22 protein-coding genes are annotated in these 26,004 nt (G+C 52.4%); 6 read left to right on the top strand and 16 right to left on the bottom strand.

The window, feature by feature from the left end; genetic code table 11:
• The first annotated feature begins 5 nt into the window (after positions 1-5).
• Complete coding sequence (ppx, locus tag BUB06_RS16645) at positions 6-1,502, top strand: exopolyphosphatase (protein ID WP_039474272.1); 1,497 nt, start codon at positions 6-8, stop codon at positions 1,500-1,502.
• A gap of 20 nt (positions 1,503-1,522) precedes the next feature.
• On the opposite strand, the gene rep is transcribed toward ppx, so the two are convergent.
• The gene (gene rep, locus BUB06_RS16650) at positions 1,523-3,544 is read right to left on the bottom strand and encodes a DNA helicase Rep (RefSeq protein ID WP_039474275.1); all 2,022 of its coding nucleotides are present in this window, start codon (positions 3,542-3,544) and stop codon (positions 1,523-1,525) included.
• A 160-nt stretch (positions 3,545-3,704) separates the two neighbouring features.
• Between rep and ppiC the strand changes: the two genes are divergently transcribed.
• Entirely contained in the window at positions 3,705-3,986 is a 282-nt protein-coding gene (ppiC, locus tag BUB06_RS16655) for a peptidylprolyl isomerase PpiC (RefSeq protein ID WP_010294655.1), read from the top strand.
• Between the two features lie 96 nt (positions 3,987-4,082).
• On the opposite strand, the gene putA is transcribed toward ppiC, so the two are convergent.
• Positions 4,083-8,051, bottom strand: a complete 3,969-nt coding sequence (gene putA / locus BUB06_RS16660) for a trifunctional transcriptional regulator/proline dehydrogenase/L-glutamate gamma-semialdehyde dehydrogenase (protein ID WP_039474278.1) — start codon at positions 8,049-8,051, stop codon at positions 4,083-4,085.
• Positions 8,052-8,247: 196 nt separating this feature from the next.
• Between putA and putP the strand changes: the two genes are divergently transcribed.
• Complete coding sequence (gene putP, locus BUB06_RS16665) at positions 8,248-9,732, top strand: sodium/proline symporter PutP (RefSeq protein ID WP_039474281.1); 1,485 nt, start codon at positions 8,248-8,250, stop codon at positions 9,730-9,732.
• Positions 9,733-9,790: 58 nt separating this feature from the next.
• Here putP and ilvC read toward each other — a convergent pair whose 3' ends face one another.
• A complete protein-coding gene (ilvC, locus tag BUB06_RS16670; RefSeq protein WP_010283900.1) occupies positions 9,791-11,269 on the bottom strand; it encodes a ketol-acid reductoisomerase in 1,479 nt (492 codons plus the stop codon).
• A gap of 167 nt (positions 11,270-11,436) precedes the next feature.
• On the opposite strand from ilvC, the gene ilvY reads away from it, so the two are divergent.
• Together ilvY and BUB06_RS16680 are read left to right on the top strand one after the other, a co-directional pair.
• Positions 11,437-12,327, top strand: coding sequence for an HTH-type transcriptional activator IlvY (gene ilvY / locus BUB06_RS16675; RefSeq protein ID WP_039474285.1), 891 nt, complete (start codon positions 11,437-11,439; stop codon positions 12,325-12,327).
• A complete protein-coding gene (locus BUB06_RS16680) occupies positions 12,324-13,124 on the top strand; it encodes a lysozyme inhibitor LprI family protein (protein WP_039474287.1) in 801 nt (266 codons plus the stop codon). The genes ilvY and BUB06_RS16680 overlap by 4 nt, the downstream gene beginning before the upstream one ends.
• Positions 13,125-13,142: 18 nt before the next feature.
• Here the strand turns inward: BUB06_RS16680 and BUB06_RS16685 are convergent, their stop codons facing one another.
• From BUB06_RS16685 to ilvL, 12 genes are all read right to left on the bottom strand, one after another.
• Positions 13,143-13,886 carry a DUF2461 domain-containing protein gene (locus tag BUB06_RS16685; protein ID WP_039474290.1) on the bottom strand — a complete coding sequence of 248 codons (744 nt, stop codon included), beginning with the start codon at positions 13,884-13,886 and terminating at the stop codon, positions 13,143-13,145.
• Positions 13,887-13,986: 100 nt separating this feature from the next.
• Positions 13,987-14,427: a lysozyme inhibitor LprI family protein gene (locus BUB06_RS16690; RefSeq protein WP_039474291.1), complete on the bottom strand. Its 441-nt coding sequence runs from the start codon at positions 14,425-14,427 to the stop codon at positions 13,987-13,989.
• 153 nt (positions 14,428-14,580) lie between these two features.
• Positions 14,581-15,021, bottom strand: a complete 441-nt coding sequence (locus BUB06_RS16695) for a lysozyme inhibitor LprI family protein (protein ID WP_039474294.1) — start codon at positions 15,019-15,021, stop codon at positions 14,581-14,583.
• Entirely contained in the window at positions 15,018-15,608 is a 591-nt protein-coding gene (locus BUB06_RS16700) for a lysozyme family protein (RefSeq protein WP_039474296.1), read from the bottom strand. Before BUB06_RS16700 ends, BUB06_RS16695 begins: the two co-directional genes overlap by 4 nt.
• Before the next feature lie 138 nt (positions 15,609-15,746).
• Positions 15,747-16,226: an Hcp family type VI secretion system effector gene (locus tag BUB06_RS16705; RefSeq protein ID WP_072013031.1), complete on the bottom strand. Its 480-nt coding sequence runs from the start codon at positions 16,224-16,226 to the stop codon at positions 15,747-15,749.
• A gap of 28 nt (positions 16,227-16,254) precedes the next feature.
• Positions 16,255-16,464: a hypothetical protein gene (locus BUB06_RS16710; protein ID WP_039474299.1), complete on the bottom strand. Its 210-nt coding sequence runs from the start codon at positions 16,462-16,464 to the stop codon at positions 16,255-16,257.
• Between the two features lie 277 nt (positions 16,465-16,741).
• Positions 16,742-18,286, bottom strand: coding sequence for a threonine ammonia-lyase, biosynthetic (gene ilvA, locus BUB06_RS16715; RefSeq protein ID WP_010294667.1), 1,545 nt, complete (start codon positions 18,284-18,286; stop codon positions 16,742-16,744).
• A gap of 5 nt (positions 18,287-18,291) precedes the next feature.
• Complete coding sequence (gene ilvD / locus BUB06_RS16720; protein WP_010294669.1) at positions 18,292-20,142, bottom strand: dihydroxy-acid dehydratase; 1,851 nt, start codon at positions 20,140-20,142, stop codon at positions 18,292-18,294.
• A 268-nt stretch (positions 20,143-20,410) separates the two neighbouring features.
• Positions 20,411-21,337, bottom strand: coding sequence for a branched-chain amino acid transaminase (locus BUB06_RS16725; RefSeq protein ID WP_010294671.1), 927 nt, complete (start codon positions 21,335-21,337; stop codon positions 20,411-20,413).
• 25 nt (positions 21,338-21,362) lie between these two features.
• On the bottom strand, positions 21,363-21,623 hold the full coding sequence (gene ilvM / locus BUB06_RS16730; RefSeq protein ID WP_010294673.1) for an acetolactate synthase 2 small subunit: 261 nt from the start codon (positions 21,621-21,623) through the stop codon (positions 21,363-21,365).
• 78 nt (positions 21,624-21,701) lie between these two features.
• Complete coding sequence (gene ilvG, locus BUB06_RS16735; protein WP_039474303.1) at positions 21,702-23,348, bottom strand: acetolactate synthase 2 catalytic subunit; 1,647 nt, start codon at positions 23,346-23,348, stop codon at positions 21,702-21,704.
• A 140-nt stretch (positions 23,349-23,488) separates the two neighbouring features.
• Positions 23,489-23,587: an ilv operon leader peptide gene (ilvL, locus tag BUB06_RS16740; protein ID WP_071531109.1), complete on the bottom strand. Its 99-nt coding sequence runs from the start codon at positions 23,585-23,587 to the stop codon at positions 23,489-23,491.
• 407 nt (positions 23,588-23,994) lie between these two features.
• Between ilvL and BUB06_RS16745 the strand changes: the two genes are divergently transcribed.
• Positions 23,995-25,521 (top strand): YifB family Mg chelatase-like AAA ATPase, encoded by a 1,527-nt coding sequence (locus BUB06_RS16745; RefSeq protein WP_039474305.1) that lies wholly within the window; start codon positions 23,995-23,997, stop codon positions 25,519-25,521.
• Between the two features lie 56 nt (positions 25,522-25,577).
• Here the strand turns inward: BUB06_RS16745 and BUB06_RS16750 are convergent, their stop codons facing one another.
• Positions 25,578-25,916 (bottom strand): MaoP family protein, encoded by a 339-nt coding sequence (locus BUB06_RS16750; protein WP_010283921.1) that lies wholly within the window; start codon positions 25,914-25,916, stop codon positions 25,578-25,580.
• Positions 25,917-26,004: the final 88 nt, after the last annotated feature.

Here is a 26,004-nt window from a genome sequence, read left to right on the forward strand (position 1 = left end):
CGTCGATGCTGAGCTCTTCTTCACTTTACGCTGCCATCGATCTCGGCTCGAACAGCTTTCATATGCTGGTCACCCGGGAAACCGCAGGCAGCATTCAGACGCTGGCGAAAATAAAGCGTAAAGTCCGCCTTGCGGCAGGGCTGGATAAGCAGAATCGGCTCTCGCAGGAAGCGATGCTGCGTGGCTGGCAGTGTCTACAACTGTTCTCTGAACGGTTGCAGGACATTCCGCAGGATCAGGTGCGCGTCGTCGCGACCGCAACCCTGCGGCTGGCAACGAACGCTGACGAGTTTCTGCAACGGGCTCAGGAAATTCTGGGCTTGCCGATTCAGGTTATCAGCGGTGAAGAAGAAGCACGCTTGATTTATCAAGGTGTAGCACATACGACAGGTGGCCCAGATGCGCGTCTTGTCGTAGATATTGGCGGTGGCAGTACCGAACTGGCAACAGGAATCGGCGCAAAAACGACTCAGTTGATCAGCCTCCCGATGGGATGCGTAACATGGCTGGATCGTTATTTCAGCGACCGCAATCTGGAAGCCGGTAACTTTGAACGCGCTGAACAGGCGGCGCGTGAAATGCTGCGTCCTGTCGCGGCTTCTCTGCGCGAACAGGGCTGGCAAATCTGCGTCGGTGCTTCCGGCACAGTTCAAGCGCTACAGGAAATTATGGTCGCGCAGGGAATGGATGAATACATTACTCTGCCGAAGCTCAGACAGCTTAAAGAGCATGCGATTCAGTGCGATAAGCTGGAAGAATTGGAAATTGATGGCCTGACGCTGGAACGTGCGCTGGTTTTCCCCAGCGGATTAGCCATTCTGCTGGCGATCTTCCAGGAACTCGACATCAAAACGATGACGCTGGCCGGAGGTGCGCTGCGTGAAGGACTGGTCTATGGCATGCTGCATCTGCCCGTCGATCAAGATATCCGTCACCGTACGTTAGCAACGCTGCAACGCCGCTATCTGCTGGATACCGAACAGGCCAAACGCGTCAGCACGCTCGCGGACAACTTTCTACAACAGGTTGCCCGTGACTGGCAATTAGATAGCCGATGTCGCGAGTTACTGCGCAGCGCCTGTCTGGTTCACGAAATCGGTTTGAGCATCGATTTTCGCCAGTCGCCCCAGCATGCAGCCTATTTGATTCGCCATAGCGATCTCCCCGGCTTTACGCCCGCCCAGAAAAAACTGTTAGCTACACTCCTGCAAAACCAGATTAACCCTGTCGATTTAATGCCGCTCAGTCAGCAAAATGCGCTGCCGGTCAATCAAGCACAGCGCCTGTGCCGGCTGTTGCGTCTGGCGATTATTTTTGCCAGCCGCCGCCGTGATGACACGCTGCCAGCCGTACGGCTGCGCGTAGAAGGCGAAGCATTGCGTTTGATTCTGCCTGCTGGATGGCTGGCTCAGCACCCGTTACGGGCAGAAATGCTGGAACAGGAAAGCCGCTGGCAGAGTTACGTACACTGGCCGCTGATGCTGGAAGAAACCCCGGCTTAACGAGCATATAAGGGGGAGGATTATCCCCCTTTTGCTTTCGCCAACATCGCCCGGATATTGGCGACGTTCGTCTGACCTTTCTGCATGCGCTCTTGTCCGCTAACCACTTTTCTTTCCGTTTCCCACACCACATCATCCTGCGGCAATTCAAGCAGGAAACGGCTCGGTTCGGGGCGCACCAACTCTCCATACTGGCGGCGTTCTTTGCACAATGTGAAGAACAGTTCACGCTGGGCACGCGTAATTCCTACGTATGCCAGACGCCGCTCTTCATCGACGTTATCTTCATCAATACTGCTCTGATGCGGCAACAGACCTTCTTCCATCCCCACTAAAAAGACGTACGGGAATTCCAAACCTTTGGACGCATGCAGCGTCATTAGCTGAACCTGATCCAGTTCCTCTTCGCTTTCACCACGTTCCATCATGTCCCGCAATGTGAAACGCGTCACCACCTGCGTCAACGTCATCGGTTCATCCAGCTCGGAACCTTCCAGCATTTCCGTCATCCAGCTGAATAGCTGATTAACGTTCTTCATCCGCATTTCTGCGGCTTTTGGGCTGGGTGAGGTTTCATACAGCCAGCTTTCGTAGTCCAGCCCATGAATCAGATCCCGCACGGCGGCTACCGGTTCACGTTCTGCCAGAAGGGCGATTTCCGCCAGCCACTGGGTAAACCGTTGCAGGGATTCCAGCCCACGGCCGGTCAGCGACTGGCTCAGCCCGAGATCAAAACTCGCGCTGAACAGACCTTTATTGCGCTGCCCTGCCCACTCGCCTAGCTTCTTCATCGTTGCCGGGCCAATCTCACGCTTAGGCGTGTTCACAATGCGTAAGAACGCACTGTCATCGTCCGGGTTGGTCAGTACGCGTAGGTAGGCCAGTAAATCTTTGATTTCAGGTCGGGAGAAAAAGGATGTGCCACCGGAGATACGATACGGAATACGGTTCTGCATCAGCATCTTTTCAAACAAACGCGACTGATGGTTGCCACGATACAAAATGGCATAGTCGCCGTACTGGGTCTTTTTAATAAAGTGATGGGCAATCAACTCACCCACGACCCGCTCTGCTTCGTGATCTTCGTTGTTGGCGGTAATCACTTTGAGTTCATCACCGTAACCCAACTCCGAGAACAGACGCTTTTCAAAGACGTGCGGGTTATTGGCGATGAGAATATTGGCGGCTTTCAGAATACGCCCTGATGAGCGGTAATTTTGTTCCAGCTTGATCACATCAAGCGCGGGAAAATCCTGCTGTAGCAACACCAAATTCTGTGGTCGCGCACCGCGCCAGGAGTAAATCGACTGATCGTCATCCCCTACCACGGTAAAACGCGCACGGGTGCCGACCAGCAGCTTAACCAGCTCATACTGGCTGGTATTGGTGTCCTGATATTCATCCACCAGCAGGTAGCGTAAGCGGTTCTGCCAGCGTTCACGCACCTCCGCGTTCTGCTTCAGCAACAGCGTGGGCAGCAAAATCAGATCGTCGAAGTCCAGCACGTTACAGGCGCGAAGGTGGTCGTGATAGAGCGAGTAGCAATGCACAAACAGCTTGTCTCGTTCGGAGCGAGCGGTTGCTGCCGCACCGGCAGGATCGATAAGATCGTTTTTCCAGTTTGAGATCGTCGAGATCAGCTGTTGCAGCAGAACCTTATCGTTTTCCAGCCACTGTTCCGTCAACTCTTTCAGCAGCGCCATCTGGTCCTGATCGTCAAACAGGGAGAAATTAGATTTCATGCCCAGCGCGACGTATTCACGTTTGATGATCTCCAGCCCCAGCGTATGGAAGGTCGCAATCATTAGCCCACGCGTTTCTTTACGCCCCAGCGTCTGCGCCACGCGCTCCTTCATCTCTCGCGCCGCTTTGTTGGTAAACGTCACGGCGGCAATGTGCTTAGCCTGATAGCCACACTGGCGAATAAGGTGCGCGATTTTGTTGGTGATAACGCGGGTCTTGCCTGAACCTGCGCCCGCCAGCACCAGACAAGGTCCGGTGACGAATTCGACGGCGTGTTGTTGGCTGGGGTTTAAGCGCATAACGATCTTGCTCACTCATAAAACGGAAGGCGATTGTAGCAGAAAGCCGTATCGATCTTGACCAGGGATTTGTTATTAAGGAAAGCACATCGCAGTCCACATCTTGCGTTGCAAATGTTACATTGCGCGCCGGAATCTCTTTTGCAAAAAAGGTAATAACATGGCAAATACCGCAGCAGCCCTACACATCCTGGTAGACACTGAGCAGGAAGCTAATGACATTCTTGCGCAACTGGAAAAAGGTGCAGACTTCCAGAAACTGGCACAGAAGCACTCGACCTGCCCGTCAAAACGCAACGGCGGCGATTTAGGTGAGTTTCGTAAAGGCGACATGGTGCCAGCTTTCGATAAGGCGGTGTTTTCCTGCGAATTGCTGAAACCGTTTGGTCCGGTGAAAACCCAGTTTGGCTACCATGTGATCAAAGTGCTATACCGCAACTAAGTTGTCCTGCAACTCAGTCGTCACGCCGACACCCCCGAACATAAAAAGCGCGCCAACCTTCTGGTTTGGCACGCTTTTTATACTATACCCGCCTGACTAACCTATCGTCATCAGGCTGGCATTGCCGCCCGCGGCGGCGGTATTGATACTCAGAGAACGTTCGGTCAACAGACGCTCCAACTGAACGTGGGTATCGCCCTGCGCATAGCCTAACGGCTGGATAATCGGGCCATCGCGCTCTGCAAGCGCCTCACTCAGTTGCCGTAACCGATCGGCATCCCCATGATAAATGACGCCATGAAAAGACGCGTCTTGCCGCTGCCAGTCGGGCGTGAACTGAATATGCGACTGCACGCCTACGGGTAAACGGCCATAGAGCGTTTTCTCCTGCTCGCCTTCCAGCCACAACAACTCCCCGCCCGTTGCCAGCACCGCCGCCGTCTGAATCAAGCGATCGTCCTCATTATCCGCCAGACACAGAATCCGCTCATGCGGCAGCAGCGTATAGGAATTACTTTCTCCTGTCGGGCCGGGCAGCAATCGCGTTGTCCCGCCGACGCTGTATTCTCTGTAGCGTTGGCATAGCGTCGCTAGCCCGTGACGCTCCCCGGCAATCGCCCAGCCTTCCAGCGCCTGTAGCCCCGCCAGCAGCGACGATCGAGCAGACGCATCCAGTGCCTGCTCACGGTTCTGCTGTGCGAATTCAGCCGCAAGCGCGTCGTCTGGCCGATGTGCCAGCAAGCGATACAGGTAAAGCGGCCCGCCCGCCTTTGGCCCAGTTCCCGATAAGCCTTCCCCGCCAAACGGTTGAACGCCGACAACGGCACCGACCATATTGCGGTTCACATATTGATTACCCACTTTCGCCTTGCCCGTCACACGCAGGATAGTTTCATCAATGCGGGTATGCACACCCAGCGTCAGACCGTATCCCGCCGCGTTAATCTGCTCAATCACTGCATCCAACTGCTGGCTTTGATAGCGAACGACGTGTAAAACTGGACCAAAAACTTCTTTTTTCAGCTCGTCTATCTTGCCCAGTTCGATCAGGGTTGGTTTCACAAACGTCCCGTGCCGCCACGTTTCCTCATCCTGCGGATACGCTGCCTGAAATACCGTATGGCCTTTCGCCCGCATCGTCTGGATATGCAGTTCCACGTTCTCTTTCGCTTCCGCGTCAATCAGTGGGCCGATATCGGTCGATAGCCGCTCAGGATTCCCCATTCGACACTCCGCCATCGCACCACGCAGCATAGCCAGAGTGCGATCCGCGATATCTTCTTGCAGGCACAGCAGACGCAACGCCGAGCAACGCTGTCCGGCGCTGTCGAACGCAGAGGCGATAACGTCATTCACCACCTGCTCCGTCAGCGCAGACGAATCGACAATCATCGCATTCAGGCCACCCGTTTCGGCAATCAGCGGCGTCAAACGTCCCTGTGGATCGAGCCTGCCCGCGATGCTGCGTTGCAAGGTTTTGGCAACGGCCGTCGATCCGGTAAACACCACGCCGCGTACCCGTTCATCGTTCACCAACGCGGCACCAATCGTTTCTCCCTGCCCGGGCAGCAGTTGCAGCACGCCCTGAGGAATGCCCGCCTCATGCAAAATACGCACCGCCTGTGCCGCAACCAGCGGCGTCTGTTCAGCCGGTTTCGCCAGCACGCTGTTTCCTGCCGCCAGTGCGGCAGAAATTTGACCGGTGAAGATCGCCAGCGGGAAATTCCACGGACTGATGCAAACCACCGGCCCCAGCGGACGATGGGTATCATTGGTGAATGAATCCCGAATCTGAGCCGCGTAATAGCGTAAAAAGTCCACCGCTTCGCGCACTTCCGCAATCGCGTTACTGAAGGATTTACCCGCTTCCCGCACCAGCAGCCCCAGCAGACTTTGCAACTGCCCTTCCATCAGCGAAGCGGCCTGATTCAATATCGCGGCACGCTCTGCGGGTGGCGTCGCAAACCAAATGGTGCCAGCATGTACCGCCGCGTCTACCGCCTGCTCAACATCCGCCACCGAGGCATCGAGAACGTAGCCCACCACATCGTGCACATCTGCGGGGTTCACGACAGGCCTTTCTTCACTCGCCTCGCTTTCCCCCTCAATCATCGGTGCGGCATACCACGGCTGTGACGCATGATTCAGCAACGCGCTGGAGAGAGAAGCCAGCCGATGCTCGTTCGAGAGATCCAGCCCGCTCGAATTTTGCCGTTCCCGCCCATATAGCTGACGTGGCAGAGGAATCTTGGGATGCGACGCGCCCATACTCCATTCCACTTTTGCCAGCGCCTCTACGCCACGAATCGGATCGGCAATCAGCGTTTCCAGCGCCATTGAGGTATCTGCAATGCGGTTAACAAACGAGGTATTCGCGCCATTTTCCAGCAGACGTCGCACCAGATAAGCCAGCAGCGTTTCATGGGTTCCGACCGGAGCATAAATGCGACACGGACGGTTCAGTCTTCCATCAGCAACCGCGCCCACCACCTGATCGTAGAGCGGTTCGCCCATGCCGTGCAGGCACTGAAACTCATACTGACCGGGATAATAATTGTTGCCCGCCATGTGGTAGATCGCGCTTAGCGTCTGCGCGTTGTGCGTGGCAAACTGCGGGTAAATCAGATTCGGTACGGCCAGCAGCTTGCGAGCGCACGCCAGATACGACACATCGGTATAGACCTTACGCGTGTAGACCGGATAGCCTTCTAACCCGTCAACCTGCGCGCGCTTGATTTCACTGTCCCAGTACGCCCCTTTCACCAGACGAATCATCAGCCGCCGACGGCTGCGCTGTGCCAGTTCAATCAGCATATCAATCACATACGGGCAGCGTTTCTGGTAAGCCTGAATGACAAACCCAACGCCGTTCCACCCCGCCAGCTGTGGCTCCATGCAGAGTTTTTCCAGCAGATCGAGCGAGATTTCCAGTCGATCGGCTTCCTCCGCATCAATATTGATCCCAATATCGTATTGGCGCGCTAGCAACGTCAGCATCAACAAACGCGGATAAAGCTCTTCCATCACGCGGTCATACTGCGACCGGCTATAGCGCGGGTGCAGCGCCGACAGCTTGATGGAGATACCCGGCCCTTCATAAATCCCGCGTCCGTTCGAGGCCTTGCCGATAGCGTGAATCGCCTGCTGGTAGGCCGTCAGATAGGCAGCAGCATCGTGCTCCGTCAGCGCGGCTTCACCTAACATATCGTAAGAGTAACGGAAGCCTTTGCCCTCCCGCTCACGGGCATTCGCCAGCGCTTCACCGATGGTTTCCCCAGTGACAAACTGCTCCCCCATCAGCCGCATAGCCATATCGACACCTTTGCGGACAAGCGGCTCACCACTTTTTCCGATGATGCGGTTCAGCGAATTCGATAGGTTCACTTCGTTGTGCGTCGCCACCAGTTTTCCGGTAAACAGCAGCCCCCAGGTTGCAGCATTCACAAAGAGCGACGGGCTGTGACCAAGATGCGCCTGCCAATTTCCCCGACTGATCTTGTCGCGGATTAGCGCATCACGCGTGGATTTATCAGGAATACGCAGCAGCGCTTCGGCTAAGCACATCAGCGCCACCCCTTCCTGAGAAGAAAGTGAAAATTCCTGTAGCAGCCCTTGCACAATGCCCGCACGCCCATTTCCGGCTTTCTGACCGCGTAATTTTTCTGCCAGTTGATAAGCCAGTTTCTGCGTTAACTGCGACATTTCATCGGTAAGTCTTGCCTGTTCAAGCAAGATAGGCACCAGTTCACTTTCGGGACGGCGGTAAACAGAAGTAATGGCGGCGCGGATAACAGACTGAGGAAGAACATGTTCAGCGAAATCAAGAAAGGGTGGGTGGGTTTCTTCTTCCTGAGATTGCGGTATAATCTCTTCCGCTTCAATGTGGCTGACGTTCGCCCATTGCGGTGTTTCAGGAGTGTCGAGGCCGCTTTCGAGGCGTTCAAGGTAATGGAAAATAGCCTGTTTGATCAGCCAGTGCGGTGTACGATCAATACGCTGTGCTGCCGCCTTGATGCGTTCGCGCGTTTCCTCATCGAGTTTTACACCCATTGTGGTAGAGCCCATAGAGTCCACTCCTGTAATGAGAAGATGCACATCGGGATAACGCCAATATCAACCATGTTGCAACTTTGTGCAACCTTGTTAACAAATGGAACGGTTGCAGCCCATCATCACCGTCAGACCTCGTTCCGGCCTGAGTGATTACTATAAAACACAGCGTCGCCGCGACAGTGGCACGAAAAAAAATGTGGAGAGTTGAATGACAATAAGTACACCCATGCTGGTGACATTTCTGGTGTATATTTTCGGGATGGTCCTCATCGGCCTGTTTGCCTACCGCGCCACCAATAACTTTGGCGATTACATTCTGGGCGGACGCAGGATGGGAAGCGTGGTGACCGCACTGTCAGCTGGCGCTTCCGATATGAGCGGCTGGCTGCTCATGGGATTACCGGGCGCTATTTTCATTGCCGGGATTTCTAAAAGCTGGATCGCGATCGGCCTGACGCTAGGCGCGTACCTGAACTGGAAATGGGTCGCCGGACGCCTGCGTGTCCACACCGAAATCAACCACAACGCACTTACGCTACCTGACTATTTCACCCACCGTTTTGAAGATAACAGTAAATTACTGCGCGTGATCTCCGCGTTAGTCATCCTGATTTTCTTCACTATCTATTGTGCATCCAGCGTGGTCGCAGGGGCGCGTCTGTTTGAAAGCACCTTTGGCATGAGCTACGGCACCGCCTTATGGGCAGGCGCAGCGGCCACCATCGCCTATACCTTTATCGGCGGCTTTTTGGCTGTAAGTTGGACGGACACCGTTCAGGCCAGCCTGATGATTTTCGCCCTGATCCTAACGCCAGTAATCGTCATTCTGTCACTTGGGGGAATCGATAGCTCGCTGATGGTGATTGAAGCGAAAAACCCAGCCAATCTGGATATGTTCAAAGGGCTGAATGTTGTCGCCATCATATCGCTGATGGGATGGGGTCTGGGCTATTTCGGCCAGCCTCACATTCTGGCGCGTTTCATGGCTGCAGATTCACACCACACAATCCACAGCGCGCGCCGTATTAGTATGACCTGGATGATTCTTTGTCTGGCCGGTGCCGTGACAGTCGGCTTCTTCGGCATCGCCTACTTCCACAATAATCCGGATCAGGCAGGCAACGTGGCACAAAACAGCGAGCGCGTCTTTATTGAGCTGTCCATGCTGCTGTTCAATCCGTGGATTGCCGGCGTCCTGCTGTCTGCGATTCTGGCGGCCGTGATGAGTACGCTGAGCTGCCAGCTGCTGGTCTGTTCCAGCGCCATCACCGAAGATTTATACAAGCCGTTCCTGCGCAAAAATGCCAGCCAGAAAGAACTGGTCTGGGTGGGTCGCGGCATGGTGCTGTTAGTCGCTATTATCGCTATCGCACTGTCTCTCAACCCAGAAAACCGCGTCCTGGGTCTGGTGAGCTATGCCTGGGCAGGCTTCGGTGCGGCATTCGGGCCGGTGATTTTGATTTCTCTGCTGTGGCCGCGGATGACGCGCAACGGCGCACTGCTCGGTATGATCGTGGGTGCGGCAACGGTGTTGATCTGGAAACAGTACGCCTGGCTGGGTCTGTATGAAATCATCCCCGGTTTCATCTTCAACTGCCTGACTATTTTCATCGTCAGCCTGCTGGGTAAAGCGCCATCAAAAGCGATTACCGACCGTTTCAATCAGGCGGAAGCAGAATACAAGTCCGTTTGATAAAAAAAGAGGGCGCAGCCAATGCTGCGCCCTCTTCTATTTCGATCACCGACGGAAATTAACCCGCAACGGCGATACGCTTCATGTCTTTCATGTAACCGCGCAGCGTGTGGCCTACGGTTTCGATTGGGTGGTTACGGATAGCTTCGTTAACATCACGCAGCTGTGCGTTGTCTACTTCAGTACCCGCGACCGCTTTGCCCAGATCGCCCGGTTGCAGAGATGCCATGAACGCATCTTTCAGCAATGGAACGGCAGCGTTAGCAAACAGGTAGTTGCCGTATTCTGCAGTATCAGAGATAACCACGTTCATTTCATACAGACGCTTACGCGCAATGGTGTTGGCGATCAGCGGCAGCTCATGCAGTGATTCGTAGTAAGCCGACTCTTCGATGATGCCAGAACTCACCATGGTTTCAAACGCCAGCTCAACGCCCGCTTTCACCATCGCAACCATCAGCACGCCGTTATCAAAGTATTCCTGCTCAGCGATTTTACCGTCGAACTGCGGTGCGTTTTCGAATGCCGTTTTACCGGTCTCTTCACGCCAGGTCAGCAGTTTCACGTCATCGTTCGCCCAGTCAGCCATCATGCCGCTGGAGAATTCGCCGGAGATGATGTCATCCATGTGTTTCTGGAACAGCGGAGCCATGATGCCTTTCAGCTGCTCAGACAGTGCGTAAGCACGCAGTTTCGCTGGGTTAGACAGGCGATCCATCATCAGCGTGATCCCGCCTTGCTTCAGCGCTTCGGTGATGGTTTCCCAGCCGAACTGAATCAGTTTTTCTGCATAAGCCGGATCGGTGCCTTCAGCAACCAGTTTGTCGAAGCTCAGCAGAGAGCCCGCTTGCAACATACCACACAGGATGGTTTGCTCACCCATCAAGTCAGATTTCACTTCTGCAACGAAAGAAGATTGCAGAACGCCAGCACGGTGACCGCCAGTTGCTGCAGCCCAGGCTTTAGCAATGGCCATGCCTTCGCCTTTCGGATCGTTTTCCGGGTGGACCGCGATCAGCGTTGGCACGCCGAAACCACGTTTGTATTCTTCACGTACTTCCGTACCTGGGCACTTCGGTGCCACCATCACAACGGTGATGTCTTTACGGATTTGCTCGCCCACTTCAACGATGTTGAAACCGTGAGAGTAGCCCAGCGCTGCACCCTGTTTCATCAGCGGTTGTACTGCCTGAACCACAGCGGAGTGCTGCTTGTCTGGCGTCAGGTTAACCACCAGGTCAGCCTGCGGGATCAGATCTTCGTATGTACCAACGGTGAAGCCGTTTTCGGTCGCTTTGCGCCATGATGCGCGTTTTTCGGCAATCGCTTCAGCACGCAGGGCGTAAGCGATATCCAGACCAGAATCGCGCATGTTCAGACCCTGGTTCAGACCCTGAGCACCACAGCCGACGATCACCACTTTTTTCCCTTTCAGGTAGCTCGCCTCATCGGCAAATTCATCACGCCCCATAAAGCGGCACTTGCCCAATTGATCCAGCTGCTGACGCAGGTTTAATGTGTTGAAATAGTTAGCCATGTTGTGCTCCGTATACGGTTTTGTTTGTCTATTATTCGAGAAAGGATTCCCGTCAGATGGGAATTCACTATGACCCCATCATATGACAGGAATTGCGTTGCTTAAATTGATATATTAACAACGTCACATTGCACTATTTGCAAGATAAAAAACGGGGCCTGCATCGCATGGATTTACGTGATCTCAAATTATTCCTGCACCTCGCAGAAAGCCGGCACTTTGGCCGTACCGCCAAGGCGATGCACATCAGCCCGTCCACGCTGTCGCGGCAAATTCAGCGGCTCGAAGAGGATTTAGGGCAGACGCTGTTTCTGCGTGATAACCGTACCGTACAGCTCACCGATGCCGGAGAGCATCTGAAGCTGTTCGCCCAACAAACGCTGCTGCAATACCAGCAGCTACGCCACACGATAGACCAGCACGGGCCATCATTAAGCGGCGAACTGCGGATCTTCTGTTCCGTCACCGCCGCCTACAGCCATCTACCGCCGATTCTGGATCGCTTTCGGGCGCTGCACCCGCTGGTAGAAATTAAGCTGACAACTGGCGATGCCGCTGATGCCGTTGAGAAAATTCAGTCGAATGATGGGGATTTGGGGATTGCAGGACGCCCGGAGGCGCTCCCGGCCAGCGTTGACTTCATGCCGCTCGATAAGCTGCCTCTGGCGTTGATTATCCCGGCACTTCCCTGCCCCGTGCAGTCGCTGGTGCGGCAAACAGACCCAGACTGGTCGCAGATTCCGTTCATCCTGCCAGAACACGGCCCGGTGCGTAAGCGCATCGATCTGTGGTTCCGACGCAACCACATCACCAACCCGCAAATTTACGCCACCATCTCCGGGCATGAAGCGATGGTATCGATGGTCGCGCTGGGCTGCGGCATCGCGCTGATTCCCAACGTCGTGCTGGAGAACAGCCCGGAACCGGTACGCAACCGCGTTTCTGTCTTTGTCGAGCAGGTGATGGAGCCGCTAGAACTCGGCGTGTGCGTACAGAAAAAACGGCTTAGCGAACCGCTGATTGCCGCCTTTTGGGACATATTACAGGACACGCCATGAAGATAGCCTTCACTGCCATCATCGCCGCAGGGGTGACGTTGGCCTCCCTCTGCCACACTGCGCAAGCCGCCAGTTTTCCCTGCGAAAAAGCCGCCTCAGCGCAGGAGAAGCTAATTTGCGCCAGCCCGCTGCTCGGGCAGCTTGATGAAGAACTGGCACAGACATGGAAGACCTCCCGCGCGTCCCTGACGGCATACGACAACAGCGCACCGTGGGAAAAAACGCTCAACCAGTTTCAACGCAGTTGGCTGACCACCCGCGATCAATGCAAAGACGAAGACTGTCTACGCCAGCGCTATCAGCAGCAGTTAAATCGGCTGCGCTATCTGAATGACATCGCGCAACACGCACTCCCTTCGCCGATTACGCCGGTGAAAAATACGTCCTGCTTCCACGGTTCATTCAGCTATGAGTATGTGATGTCAGGGCTTTCTGCCGAAGAGTACCGCGAGTTGGGTGATTATTTTCGGGAAATGTATGACCAGAAAGCGCCCTACCACGCCGTCAGCCTGACGATGACCAACCAGCGCGGCAAGATTGAGGGCGGCGCATCCATTGCATTCCGCTACGGTAACAAGCTGGATGATTCTGCCTTCACGGCCCGTCAGATGAGCGATGTACAAGCGATTGGCAAAGGCGAAAGCAGCTTCGGCCAGCAGGTGAAAATACTGCTCACCTGCATTGACGATGATCATCTGCAAATCACCACCTTCGGCAGCAATCGGGAAGAAGGTTACCTGTTTAACACTTTGCTGGAGCGCGATAAAAACCCACTGGAGCCGCAGAAAACGCCGTAGCGTTGGCTCACTTTGGCTCTAGCGTTCAAACCACTTATCCGCCGAAAATGCCCGCGTATCGGACTCCGTTTCCTGCGCGGCTTTCTTCATGGTCTCGACGTTCATCAGGTAATGATAGAGCGGTTCAAGCTGGGTAAAACCCTGTGACAGAACCGTCACCAGATCACCGGAAAACAGCGCGTCCATATCCTGTCGGGTACATATCGCAGCAAACGACTTACGGTTATACCAGTCAGCCAGCTCCGGACCCTGACCTTTAATCAACGGACGTTTGTAGCTTTCGCCTTCCAGCGTGAAGGTATTGCCCAAACAGCTCGCCACTTCAAGAAACTGTGACGGATTCCCGCGCAGCGTCTGACGGAACAGGTCCATCGTATTACGCGTCGCGCTGTAATAGCCCAGCCCGTAACGCCAGGTATCCGGCGTGATTTCAAAGAAATACACCGGCGCGTCCGTCCAGTCTTTGCGAGTACGTTTGAAAGTGAGCCACATATGGCTGCGATAACGTGATTTATCGTGAGAAAAACGTGTGTCGCGGTGAATACGGGAGAGCGTTTTGCCGATGGCAGGACGCGTTTCAAAATGGTCGTCAATCTGCAACATAGTCAGACTGAGCTCATCCACCAGCGTGCGGAACGGCGCAACCAGTTGCTCGTCGTAAATTGCACGATGCTCGTCAAACCACGCTTTATCGTTGTACTGACGCACCTGCTGAAGAAACGTTAAACCCGCTTGAGAAAAACCTGTGAACTGCGTTGCCATAAAGAGATGCCATCCCTGTTGCTGTCAGATGACATAAAGATAACGCCGCCGACGGTGAAACACCATTGGCGGCGTGACACGCTTATCCAAAGGATGGGCATTAAGGGATATTGAGTTCACCATCCAGTGATTCAATCCGTCTGTAGTTTTCTACCGCCTCGCAAAGATCTTTATTTGATAAATAAACGGGGCTATCTTTAATATATGGGTGCCCTCTATACGCACAACGATGGACAACATAATTTTTCCACGCGGCTTGATCTGCTTTGAAAAGCTTAACGGCATCGTCCTCACCCTCTATAGTTATGAGTGTTGAGAGAAAGTCTATTGCTTCTTTATTTTTTTTCTCTAGTTTTTCCGTCGAATCAGCAAGCATTCGGTCAGTACAAATATAAAGTTCATGATAGTTTTCCCCTTTCATTATATCTTTACATAACGTTTTCTCCATTAATTCCAGTTTACTCCAATAAATCTCACCAAATGCAGGGGATATACCGTTTACAGCAAATAACATCAACAGACAGAAGTAGATATTTTTCATTTTCTCATCCTTAAATAACCCGCTTGAGGAAAGCCGGTGAACGGCGTTGCCATAAAGAAATGCCATCCCTGTTTCTATCAGATGACATAAAGATAACGCCGCCGACGGCGAAACACCATCGGTGGCGTGACACGATTATCCAAAGGATGAGTATTAAGGTATGCTGGGTTCGCCTTCTAATGTTTCGATCCGCCTATAATTTTCTACCGCATGACAAAGACGATTACTGGAAAAATAAATAGGACTATCTTTTATGAATGCCAATTGCTTATATGAGCAACGATGGGAAGCATAATTTTTCCATGCAGTTTGATCCTTCTTGAAAGACTTAACAAGATCTTCAAAATTTTCAAAAGAATCAAATTTAGATAGAGCCTCTGTTATTTCTTTATTTCTCTTCTCAAGTTTCTCTTTCGAATCCGAGAGCATCAGGTTAATACATAGATCCACTTTATTATAACCGCCATCTTTCATCAGATCTTTACACAGCGTTTTTTCCATTACGTCAAATTTGCTCCAGTAAATCTCACCAAATGCAGGAGATATACCGTGCACAGCAAATAGCATCAACATACAGAAATAGATACTTTTCATTTTTTCATCCTTAAATAACCCGCTCGATTTCTTGCGGCCTCATACTTTAGCAAATCTGGTTCGCTCTCTATTAAATTTATTAACAGATCGATATCATTTTTTGCGGCGACAGGAATCGTCTTCCTTCCAGGAATCCCTTGATAGGCAAGATCCACCAGAATATCTCTGATAGCGGGGTGAAGCTCATCCCAATTCACTCTATCCGGTACATTTGCGGAATAATCTGCGTATCTCTTTTTCGCTATTTCTATATACCTGACGTAAACCATATTAAACAATTCCGCTTGCTGTTGGTGCATAATTGTTCCTATTTTCGTTTTGTGTTCTTTGACAAAAAGGCCTGCCGCCGCACCTTTTAGCCCAGCCCCCTTCGCTATCAAATTCGCTTTTTCACTACCAATACCAATTCTGAGCATATCCGAATAGATTTCGCCCTTGGTTCTCTTCCCCATGTCATAACCGCGCCCCAGTGTCACACCTGATTCAGGATTTCCCGGCCAGTGAATGACTCGGCTAAAAAAAGGGCTATTGGGAATATCATCCCCTTCACCATCGAAGGTTATTTGTCCTTGAGGTACTCTTAGCATTGAGTAAATTCCTTTTTATTAATACGCAGCGCCAATGTACAAAATTATTTAGCATCTCTTTCGGTTAGTGATTAATCAATAAAAACAGCCATAGATAACATAATTATCAATGGCTGTATGTTTTATTGCCACATAAAACTAAATACCACTATCATTCCAGATGCTATAACCTGATGTTCCCGCAACTTTATGCTCCCATGATATAGAACCATATTTTAATAAAACCTTCTCATATGGCATGACGTCATTATCATTAATCGAATGCGGATAGCTACAAGAAATATCAACAATACGGGCATCTGTTAATTTAATGACATAAAACAGCTCTAATTGCCCAGCAGCATTTATCCTATACAAAAAGAAATTTGCAGTTAGCTTTTCATTGGAAGAGGTCGAAACACCAAGCAACGGTGATGACTTATCGATAAGCTTAACTATTTCAACGGGATGACAAGATAGATTATCAGCATGACTCATTGAGTGATTTAAACTTAACACCTGAATTTGATCTTCATGACCAATTTGGCTTCTATTACCAATTGACTGTAATGTTGAGCAACCAGAAGAAATTAATCCTTGCTTATCACCCGTCAACTCTAAATAGATAATACTCGACATTTTTAGCAGCCTCTAAGAATAAATATGATCAATGCACTGCCGGTGTATCAAGCTTGAGTGAAAGTTTTCGCCCATCTGACGTCTTCATTTCCACAAGATTACTTTGGGTCACCTGCATAAGAGAAAGGCATAGCTTCATCATCAACGCTAATATCTCTTCAGGAGGTAATGAACTATTAAGGACACTCTCTTTTAATTGGTCATTTAACTGAGAAACCAGTTTTTCTTTATTTTTCATACGCGGGCTCCATGTGTGATCTTCACTGCGTCACAAGATAACCCAAACAATAATAATTAGCAATATTCACAACAATACGAAAAACCATCCAAATAAAAAATTAAATAATTCACCAGAATATATTAAGCAACCTATATTAATGGTTACATTAATGAGTTAGATATTCACCTAACAAGAAAAAAAAGAACATTCCATCGATTAGTAATAACCAACAGAACTGTGCTCTTAATAAAAACACGGCGAATATTCCGCCGTGTTTTTTCTTTTCCTCAGCAATTTAACCCGCTAAAAAGAAGCGGAACGCTGGGTTATTGGTTTCATCGTGACATTCATAGCCCAGCGCCTGTAGGTGCTGCTCGAATTCCCGATCGCCTGCATCCAACTCGAACGCGGCCAACACGCGGCCAAAATCCGTACCGTGGCTGCGGTAATGGAACAGCGAAATATTCCAGTGCGCCCCCAGCGTATGCAGAAATTTCAGTAACGCCCCCGGCGACTCTGGAAACTCAAAGCTGTACAGCCGTTCCTGGAGCGGTTTGGAAGGGCGTCCGCCGACCATATAGCGAACGTGCAGCTTCGCCATTTCATCATCGGACAAATCCACCACTTCATAACCGTCTGCGGACAGCTCGGCGATAATCTCCTGCCGCTCTGCATAGCCGCGTGTCAGACGCACACCGACAAAAATGCAGGCGTCTTTGGCATCCGCGTAGCGATAGTTAAACTCGGTGACGGAACGCCCCCCCAACAGTTGGCAAAATTTCAGGAAGCTGCCCTGTTTCTCGGGGATCGTCACGGCCAGCAAGGCTTCGCGCTGTTCACCCAGCTCGCAACGTTCGGAAACATAACGTAGCCCGTGGAAGTTGACGTTCGCGCCGGACAGAATATGCGCCAGACGCTCGCCCTGAATCTGATGCTGTTGGATGTATTTTTTCATCCCCGCCAGCGCCAGCGCGCCGGACGGTTCAGCAATTGCGCGGACATCCTCAAACAGATCTTTCACTGCCGCACAGATGGCATCGCTGTCGACGGTAATCACGTCATCCAGATATTCCCGACACAGGCGGAAAGTCTCATCGCCGATGCGCTTCACCGCCACACCTTCAGCAAACAGCCCAACACGTGCTAAATCGACCGGTTGCCCGGCATCCAGCGCCGCACGCAGACAGGCGGAATCTTCCGCTTCTACGCCGATCACCTGAATCTGCGGCATCAGCTGTTTGATCAGTACGGCAACACCTGCCGCCAAACCACCACCACCAACTGGCACAAACACGCGATCCAGATGCGCATCCTGCTGTAGTAGTTCCATCGCCAGCGTGCCCTGCCCGGCAATCACCGCAGGATGATCAAACGGCGGCAGAAAGGTCATATGCTCCCGCTCTGACAGCTCAATCGCCTTGGCCTTGGCTTCATCAAAGTTGGCGCCGTGTAGCAGCACTTCGCCGCCAAAACCCCGCACCGCATCCACCTTGATATCAGCCGTCGCTACCGGCATAACAATCAGAGATTTAATCCCCAGCTTGCTGGAAGAGAGCGCAACACCCTGCGCATGGTTACCGGCTGATGCCGTTACCACACCGTGTGATTTTTGCTCATCGCTCAGACCCGCCATCATCGCGTACGCGCCACGCAGCTTGAAACTGTGCACCGCGTGTCTGTCTTCACGTTTTACCAGAATGACATTACCCAGCCGCGAAGAGATCTTATCCATCTTCTCCAGCGGTGTGACCTGCGTGATTTCATACACTGGCGACCGCAAGATCGCCCGCAGGTACTCCGCGCCTCCCGGCGCGGCAGGAAGAGGTTGTGACACAGCCATCAGCATTAGCCTCCCAGCTTGCTTTTATCCCGCACAGCGCCCTTATCTGCGCTGGTTGCCAGGCTAGCGTACGCACGCAGCGCAAAAGAGACCTGACGTTCACGATTATGTGGCGTCCAGGCCTGCTCGCCTCTCGCCTCTTCCGCTTCGCGGCGGCTCGCTAACTCTGCATCATCTAGAACCAGCGCAATGCTGCGGTTCGGGATATCAATCGCGATAGTGTCACCGTCCTGTACCAGAGCAATGGTGCCACCGCTGGCAGCTTCAGGAGACGCATGGCCGATAGACAGGCCAGAGGTGCCGCCGGAGAAGCGGCCGTCAGTGATCAGCGCACAGCTTTTACCCAATCCCATCGATTTCAGGTAGGTGGTCGGATACAGCATTTCCTGCATGCCCGGCCCGCCTTTTGGCCCTTCGTAGCGAATCACAACCACATCGCCCGCCACAACTTTACCGCCCAGAATCGCTTCTACCGCATCATCCTGACTTTCATAAACTTTTGCCGGACCGCGGAATACCAGGCTACCTTCATCCACGCCTGCAGTTTTCACAATACAGCCATTCTCTGCCAGATTGCCGTACAGCACGGCCAGACCGCCATCCTGACTGTAGGCATATTCACGCGAGCGGATGCAGCCTTCCTGACGATCGGTATCCAGTGAATCCCAGCGGCAATCCTGAGAAAACGCTTTGGTTGTACGGATACCCGCAGGGCCAGCGGAATACATGCTTTTCACACTGTCATCCTGCGTCAGCATGACGTCGTAGGCTTCCAGCGTTTCCGGCAGCGTTTTGCCCAGCACGTTGTTCACTTCACGGTTCAGCAGACCAGCTCTGTCCAGCTCGCCCAGAATACCGATCACGCCGCCCGCGCGGTGTACGTCTTCCATGTGGTATTTCTGCGTACTCGGCGCCACCTTACACAGGTGAGGAACCTGACGTGACAGTCTGTCGATGTCGGTCATGGTGAAGTCCACTTCACCTTCCTGCGCCGCGGCTAACAGATGCAGAACGGTATTGGTGGAACCGCCCATCGCGATATCCAGAACCATGGCGTTTTCAAATGCGGCTTTATTGGCGATGTTGCGCGGTAATACGCTTGCATCATCCTGCTCGTAGTAACGCTTCGCCAGACCGACAATGCGTTTGCCTGCGTTCAGGAACAGTTGCTTACGGTCGGCGTGCGTCGCCAACAGCGAACCGTTGCCCGGTTGAGATAAGCCCAGCGCTTCGGTCAGGCAGTTCATGGAGTTAGCGGTAAACATACCGGAGCAGGAGCCGCAGGTCGGACAGGCAGAACGCTCCACCTGCTCGCTCTGTTCATCAGAGACTTTCGGGTCCGCGCCCTGAATCATCGCATCCACCAGATCCAGCTTGATGATCTGATCGGATAGCTTGGTTTTCCCCGCTTCCATCGGGCCACCGGAAACAAAAATCACCGGAATATTCAGGCGCAGCGACGCCATTAACATCCCCGGGGTGATTTTGTCGCAGTTGGAAATACACACCATTGCATCCGCACAGTGGGCATTGACCATGTATTCCACGGAGTCGGCGATCAGTTCACGAGAAGGCAGGGAATAGAGCATGCCGCCGTGTCCCATCGCGATACCGTCATCAACTGCAATGGTGTTAAATTCTTTCGCGACGCCGCCGGAGGCTTCGATCTGCTCGGCAACCAGTTTCCCCAGATCGCGCAAGTGCACATGGCCCGGCACGAATTGGGTGAAGGAGTTAACCACCGCGATAATCGGTTTACCAAAATCGTCGTCGGTCATCCCGGTGGCGCGCCACAAGGCTCGGGCACCCGCCATATTACGGCCGTGTGTGGTTGTGGCTGAACGGTACTTAGGCATGCTCTTTTACTCCAAAAATTACGAATTTGGCGATGACGGAACGAGTCACCGCCTGACTGTCTGTCTCTATACCCGTTATATTTCAAGCTGCATGTGCGTTGGCATTCCTCGCTCACCTCAGTCACTTACTGATGTAAGCTCCTGAGGATTCTCTGCGTCGCCGCGTTACGATGCTCATGACTGAGCATCGCCCTAAAGGGCTAACGCTTTGCGTTATTCAAAACGAACACGTTTTGTCCTGCAACTCGAACTATTTAGGGTATATAATTTAACGATTTATCGGATCCAACCAGCCCCATTTATCTTCGGTTTCACCGGTGAAGAGGCCGAAGAACGCCTGCTGCAAGGCTTTGGTGACCGGGCCGCGTTTGCCAACGCCGACCTGAATGCCGTCGACGCTGCGCACGGGGGTAATTTCTGCCGCAGTACCGGACATGAAGACTTCATCGGCCAGATACAGTGACTCGCGGGACAGCACTTGCTCACGCACTTCATATCCTGCGTCTTTCGCCAGTTTGATGATAGCGTCACGCGTAATACCTGGCAGCGCCGAAGAGGTAAACGGCGGCGTGAAGATAATACCGTCCTTCACTTCAAACAAGTTCTCGCCAGCACCTTCGGAAACATAGCCGTGGACATCCAACGCGATCCCTTCCTGATAGCCGTGGCGACGCGCTTCGCTACCCACCAGCAGGGAGGACAGATAGTTACCACCCGCTTTTGCGGCGGTTGGAATGGTATTCGCCGCCACGCGATTCCAGGACGACACCATCGCATCGATGCCTGCTTCCAGCGCCTCTTCACCCAGATACGCGCCCCACGGGAAGGCTGCGATGATCACATCAGTTTGATAACCATCTGGCGGGTTAACACCCATACCCACATCACCAATGAACACCAATGGACGAATATAGGCGCTGGTCAGGTTATTTTTACGCAGCGTTTCACGGCAGGCTTCCATCAGCTCATCTACGCTTTGCGCGACGGGCATACGGTAGATTTTTGCCGAATCACGCAGGCGTTGCATGTGCTCACGGTGACGGAAAACCACCGGGCCCTTATGTGAATTGTAGCAACGAACGCCTTCAAAGACGGAGGTGCCATAATGCAGGGCGTGCGACATAACGTGTACTTTTGCTTCAGCCCATGGAACCATCTCACCATTGAACCAAATGTAATCCGCTTTTTTTGTCATTCTTCTTTTTCCTTACTCTTTTACGTTAGGCGCTGATCTGCTGTGATGTCGTCATCGGTTGAATATCAACGCAGGCAATATCCAATAGCTTGCTCAATTGCGTTGACAATAAATCTACCGAACGATGGCTGGCAACGGTCAGTTCAATATTAATGTGATCGGCATTGGTGGTTTGCACCATATTCATCGCGCAAACTTTGAAACCGCGATGGCGGGTAACACGCAATACACGCTCCAGAACCTCGGGACGAAAGCGCGCCTGAATCGAAAGTTGATGGTGTGTCATTCTGTTGTCTCCAGCACTTATTCTGTGTAAGTCGGCCATTGTTCGGTTTTGTCGAGCTTAGTTTGGTTTTATCGAGCCTTACTTGGTTTTATCAAGCATCGTTTCGTTGCCCGCACCCGGCGGAACCAGTGGCCAAACGTTTTCGTACTCATCAATCGATACGTGTAATAAATAGGGTCCTTCGCTGTTAAACAGGGCATCCAGCGCGACATCAATTTGATCTTTACGGGTGATGCGCTGGCCAGGAATATCAAACGCGCTTGCCAGCGTCAGGAAATCAGGGTTATCGGAGAGGTCGGTTTCACTGTAGCGTTCATCAAAGAATAACTGCTGCCACTGGCGCACCATACCTAACCGTTGGTTATCCAGCAGCACGATCTTCAACGGCAGCCGTTTTCGTTTGATGGTGCCCAATTCCTGGACGTTCATCATGAAAGATCCGTCGCCGGAAATGCAGATAACCATGTCGTCCGGGCGCGCAACCTGTGCGCCAACCGCAGCGGGTACGCCGAAGCCCATCGTACCGAGGCCGCTGGAGGTAATGAAATTTTCAGGACGGCTGAACGTCATATGCTGTGCAGCCCACATCTGGTGCTGGCCCACATCGGTCGTGACCACCGTATCCGCATCCATTCGTTCGGAGATCGTTTTCAGCAGCGCAGGTGCATAAATCGCCTGACCGGGATGATCATAACGCCACGGGTATTCCGCCTTCATCATGGTCGCCTGCTGGCGCCACGCGCTGACGTTCAGCGGCTGTTGCAGCGCAGGTAATATCGTTTTCAGATCGCCTTGCAACGCGACATTAGCATGACGCAATTTGCTCAACTCTGCTGGGTCGATATCCATGTGAATCACGCTGGCATGAGGCGCGAAGGCGTTCAGTTTGCCGGTCACACGGTCATCAAAACGCGCCCCAACCGCGATTAACAAATCGCACTCCTGCACAATCAGGTTCGCTGCCTTCGTGCCGTGCATACCAATCATACCGAGGTAATAGGGATGATTGGCATCCACGGCACCCAGCCCTTTCAGCGTCGAAACGGACGGGATATCCGTTACGCTCAGGAATTCACGCAGTGCCGGAACCGCATTCGCCATGCCGACCCCACCGCCAACGTACAGCACCGGTTTTTGCGCTTTCGCTAACAGAGCGTACGCTTGCGCAATATCTTGTTCAGGGAAATCAACATCGTTAGCAACGGGCGCAAAGTTTGGAGTGAAATCCCCCACTGCCAGCTGAATATCTTTAGGAATATCAACCAGAACAGGGCCTGGGCGACCGCTGTTAGCAATCGCGAACGCTTCTGCCATCACTTCCGGCAGTGATTCGAGAGACTCAACCAGAAAACTGTGTTTCGTACAGGCCAGCGATAGCCCCAGCACGTCGATCTCCTGGAAAGCATCAGTGCCAATCAGCGCCGACCCGACCTGCCCGGTGATCGCAACCACAGGAACAGAATCCAGCAGCGCATCGGCCAAACCAGTGATCAGGTTGGTTGCTCCTGGGCCAGATGTCGCAATGCAGACGCCCACGTTGCCCGTGGAGCGAGCATAGCCAATCGCCGCCATCACCGCGCCTTGCTCGTGGCGACACAGCAGGTGTTTAACGCCGCCGTCATAAAGTGCATCATAGACTGGCATTATCGCGCCCCCCGGATAACCAAAAACGGTTTCCACTCCCTGCGCTCGCAACGCTTGAACCACCCACTGTGCTCCATTCATAGTTATTTCCCCGACATCTTATGGGAATAACAGAATTTTATGCTGATGTTCATTTTCTGTTCCTTTCCGTTATAGATTACGCCCAACAAAAAACCCCCGACCTTTCGGTGCGGGGGTTTTCTTGAATTAGGCCTTGATTTCTAAGCCATTCTTCGTCCAAGTGCAGCCCCGCACGGTGGGATAATAATCACCACCACGCTAATCACGACTAGGCTAATCACTAGGGATAGGGCTTTCATAATAGGTTGTTCATTAATCTTCTGTCGAACGAATGCCTACAGAGTTATCACAGTCAGACATGGCATGACAACCATTTTTTTTCATTACCACCCGTAAGGATTACCTATGATAAGGGAAAAAATACAACGTAATCATAAGGTAGAAGCACACCAAATTATTTTCGCTCATTGGCGTAAAAATGAGCGTTGTCCGAGAAACGTGGCAGATGAAAGCGGGGGTCATCGAACGTCGGATAGCGTTAAGCGATCGGTTCACCCTACATAATTGCGGCACATCGCGCACAAATTTTATTCATTACTGCAACAGAGAATTATTTCATGACACCGCCGCGCAGAGTGGCGAAGACGGTCTCTACTTCTTCTCCCTTGCCAGACATGATGCAAACCATCAGCAAAGGGGAAATAGCATGTCATTGGCAGTTACCTATACTCGGGCAATGATTGGTGTACAAGCACCGGACGTTTATATCGAAGTTCACATCAGCAGCGGGCTGCCGGCCCTAACGCTGGTGGGCTTACCTGAAACCACCGTCAAGGAAGCGCGCGATCGCGTGCGCAGCGCACTCATCAATTGCGGATTTACCTTTCCAGCAAAGCGCATCACGGTCAATCTCGCTCCCGCAGACCTGCCAAAAGAAGGGGGGCGCTACGATCTGCCGATTGCGCTGGCGATTCTGGCGGCCTCAGAACAAATCGATGGTGAAAAGCTAAGCCGCTACGAGTTTCTTGGCGAACTCGGCCTGTCTGGCACCTTACGTGGCGTCAATGGCGCGATTCCCGCCGCATTAGAAGCCATAAAAGCAGGCCGCCAGCTTATCCTGCCAGATGACAATAAACGGGAGATGACGCTGATACCGCAGGGTGAAGCGCTAATGGCCGGGCATTTGTTGGACGTGTGTGCTTTTCTCAGTGGGGAAGAGGAATTGCTCAGTTGCTCCGACATGACGCCCGTTCCACCGATCGAGGAAGATACCCTCGATCTGAAGGATATCATCGGTCAGGAGCAGGCGAAACGCGCGTTGGAAATCGCGGCGGCAGGCGGCCATAACTTGCTCTTACTGGGGCCACCGGGAACCGGGAAAACCATGCTGGCAAGCCGATTAGGCAATCTGATGCCGTCATTAAGCGATGAAGAAGCACTAGAAAGCGCCGCTATCAACAGTCTAATCAACATTGATGCCACCATGACGCGCTGGCGAGCCAGGCCATTCAGAGCACCTCACCATAGTTCCTCCATGGCTGCGCTCGTGGGCGGAGGGTCGCTGCCCAAACCTGGAGAAATCTCGCTCGCCCACAACGGCGTACTATTTTTGGACGAATTACCGGAGTTTGAGCGACGCGTTTTAGACTCACTACGAGAGCCTCTGGAGTCCGGTGAAATTATCATTTCCCGCACTCGGGCTAAAGTATGCTACCCAGCACGGGTGCAGCTCGTTGCCGCAATGAATCCCAGCCCCTCAGGACACTATCAGGGCGTTCATAACCGGTTGCCAGCACAACAAATACTGCGCTATCTCAGCAAACTTTCCGGTCCCTTTTTGGATCGCTTTGACATTTCAATCGAAGTCCCTTTGCTACCACCAGGGGTTTTATCTCAGCAACATTATCAAGGCGAAAGCAGCGCGACAATTCGCGAGCGCGTGCTGATCGCACGGCAGATACAGCTGAAGCGGGCAAATAAAATCAACGCACTGCTCACTTCACGTGAAATAGAAAAACACTGCGGATTGGAGATGGCTGATGCGACCTATTTGGAAGAGGTAATGAACAAACTTGGCTTATCCGTACGTGCATGGCACAGGATATTGAAAGTCGCGCGCACGATAGCTGACCTCGGCGGTCGGGATAATATTGAAAGGAAACACCTTGCCGAAGCGCTGAGCTATCGCTGTATGGATCGATTGCTCATCCAGCTCCACAAAAGCCTTGAATAGCGAGAGCGCTATATTATTCGCCACAAAAGGAAATGGGGCTAACGCCCCATTCTTAATTAATCATCGCTTTCAGTGTATTCTTCCACCGCATCCATCTGCGGCTTACCACCAGACAACGTATGGAAGCGTTTAGGACGACGGATACGATCCAGATATTTGGACCAAATTTTTTCCAGTTCCGTTTCCGCTTTACGTTCGCCGCGGCACATTGCAACAAACGATGTCTCTTCCTCAGTCACTGGTTCACGTTTACCCAAATCCAGCTCGTTAAACGCGTAACCGTGGCGCTCCAACAATTGTGCTTCTTTAATCGTAAAGTCGCCATGTCGGGAAAAACCACGCGGGTAGAACTTGTTATCAAAAAAACGATTAGTGGTAGAGAAGCTTTCTGCCATCTTACACGCTCCTAATTCTTCTATGGTCGTGTTGTTTATGGCGCGGAGTATTAGATAGGCTTGACATTGTGTAAAACAAAACATTTAA

Source organism: Pectobacterium carotovorum (assembly GCF_900129615.1).
Taxonomy (GTDB): Bacteria; Pseudomonadota; Gammaproteobacteria; order Enterobacterales; family Enterobacteriaceae; genus Pectobacterium; species Pectobacterium carotovorum.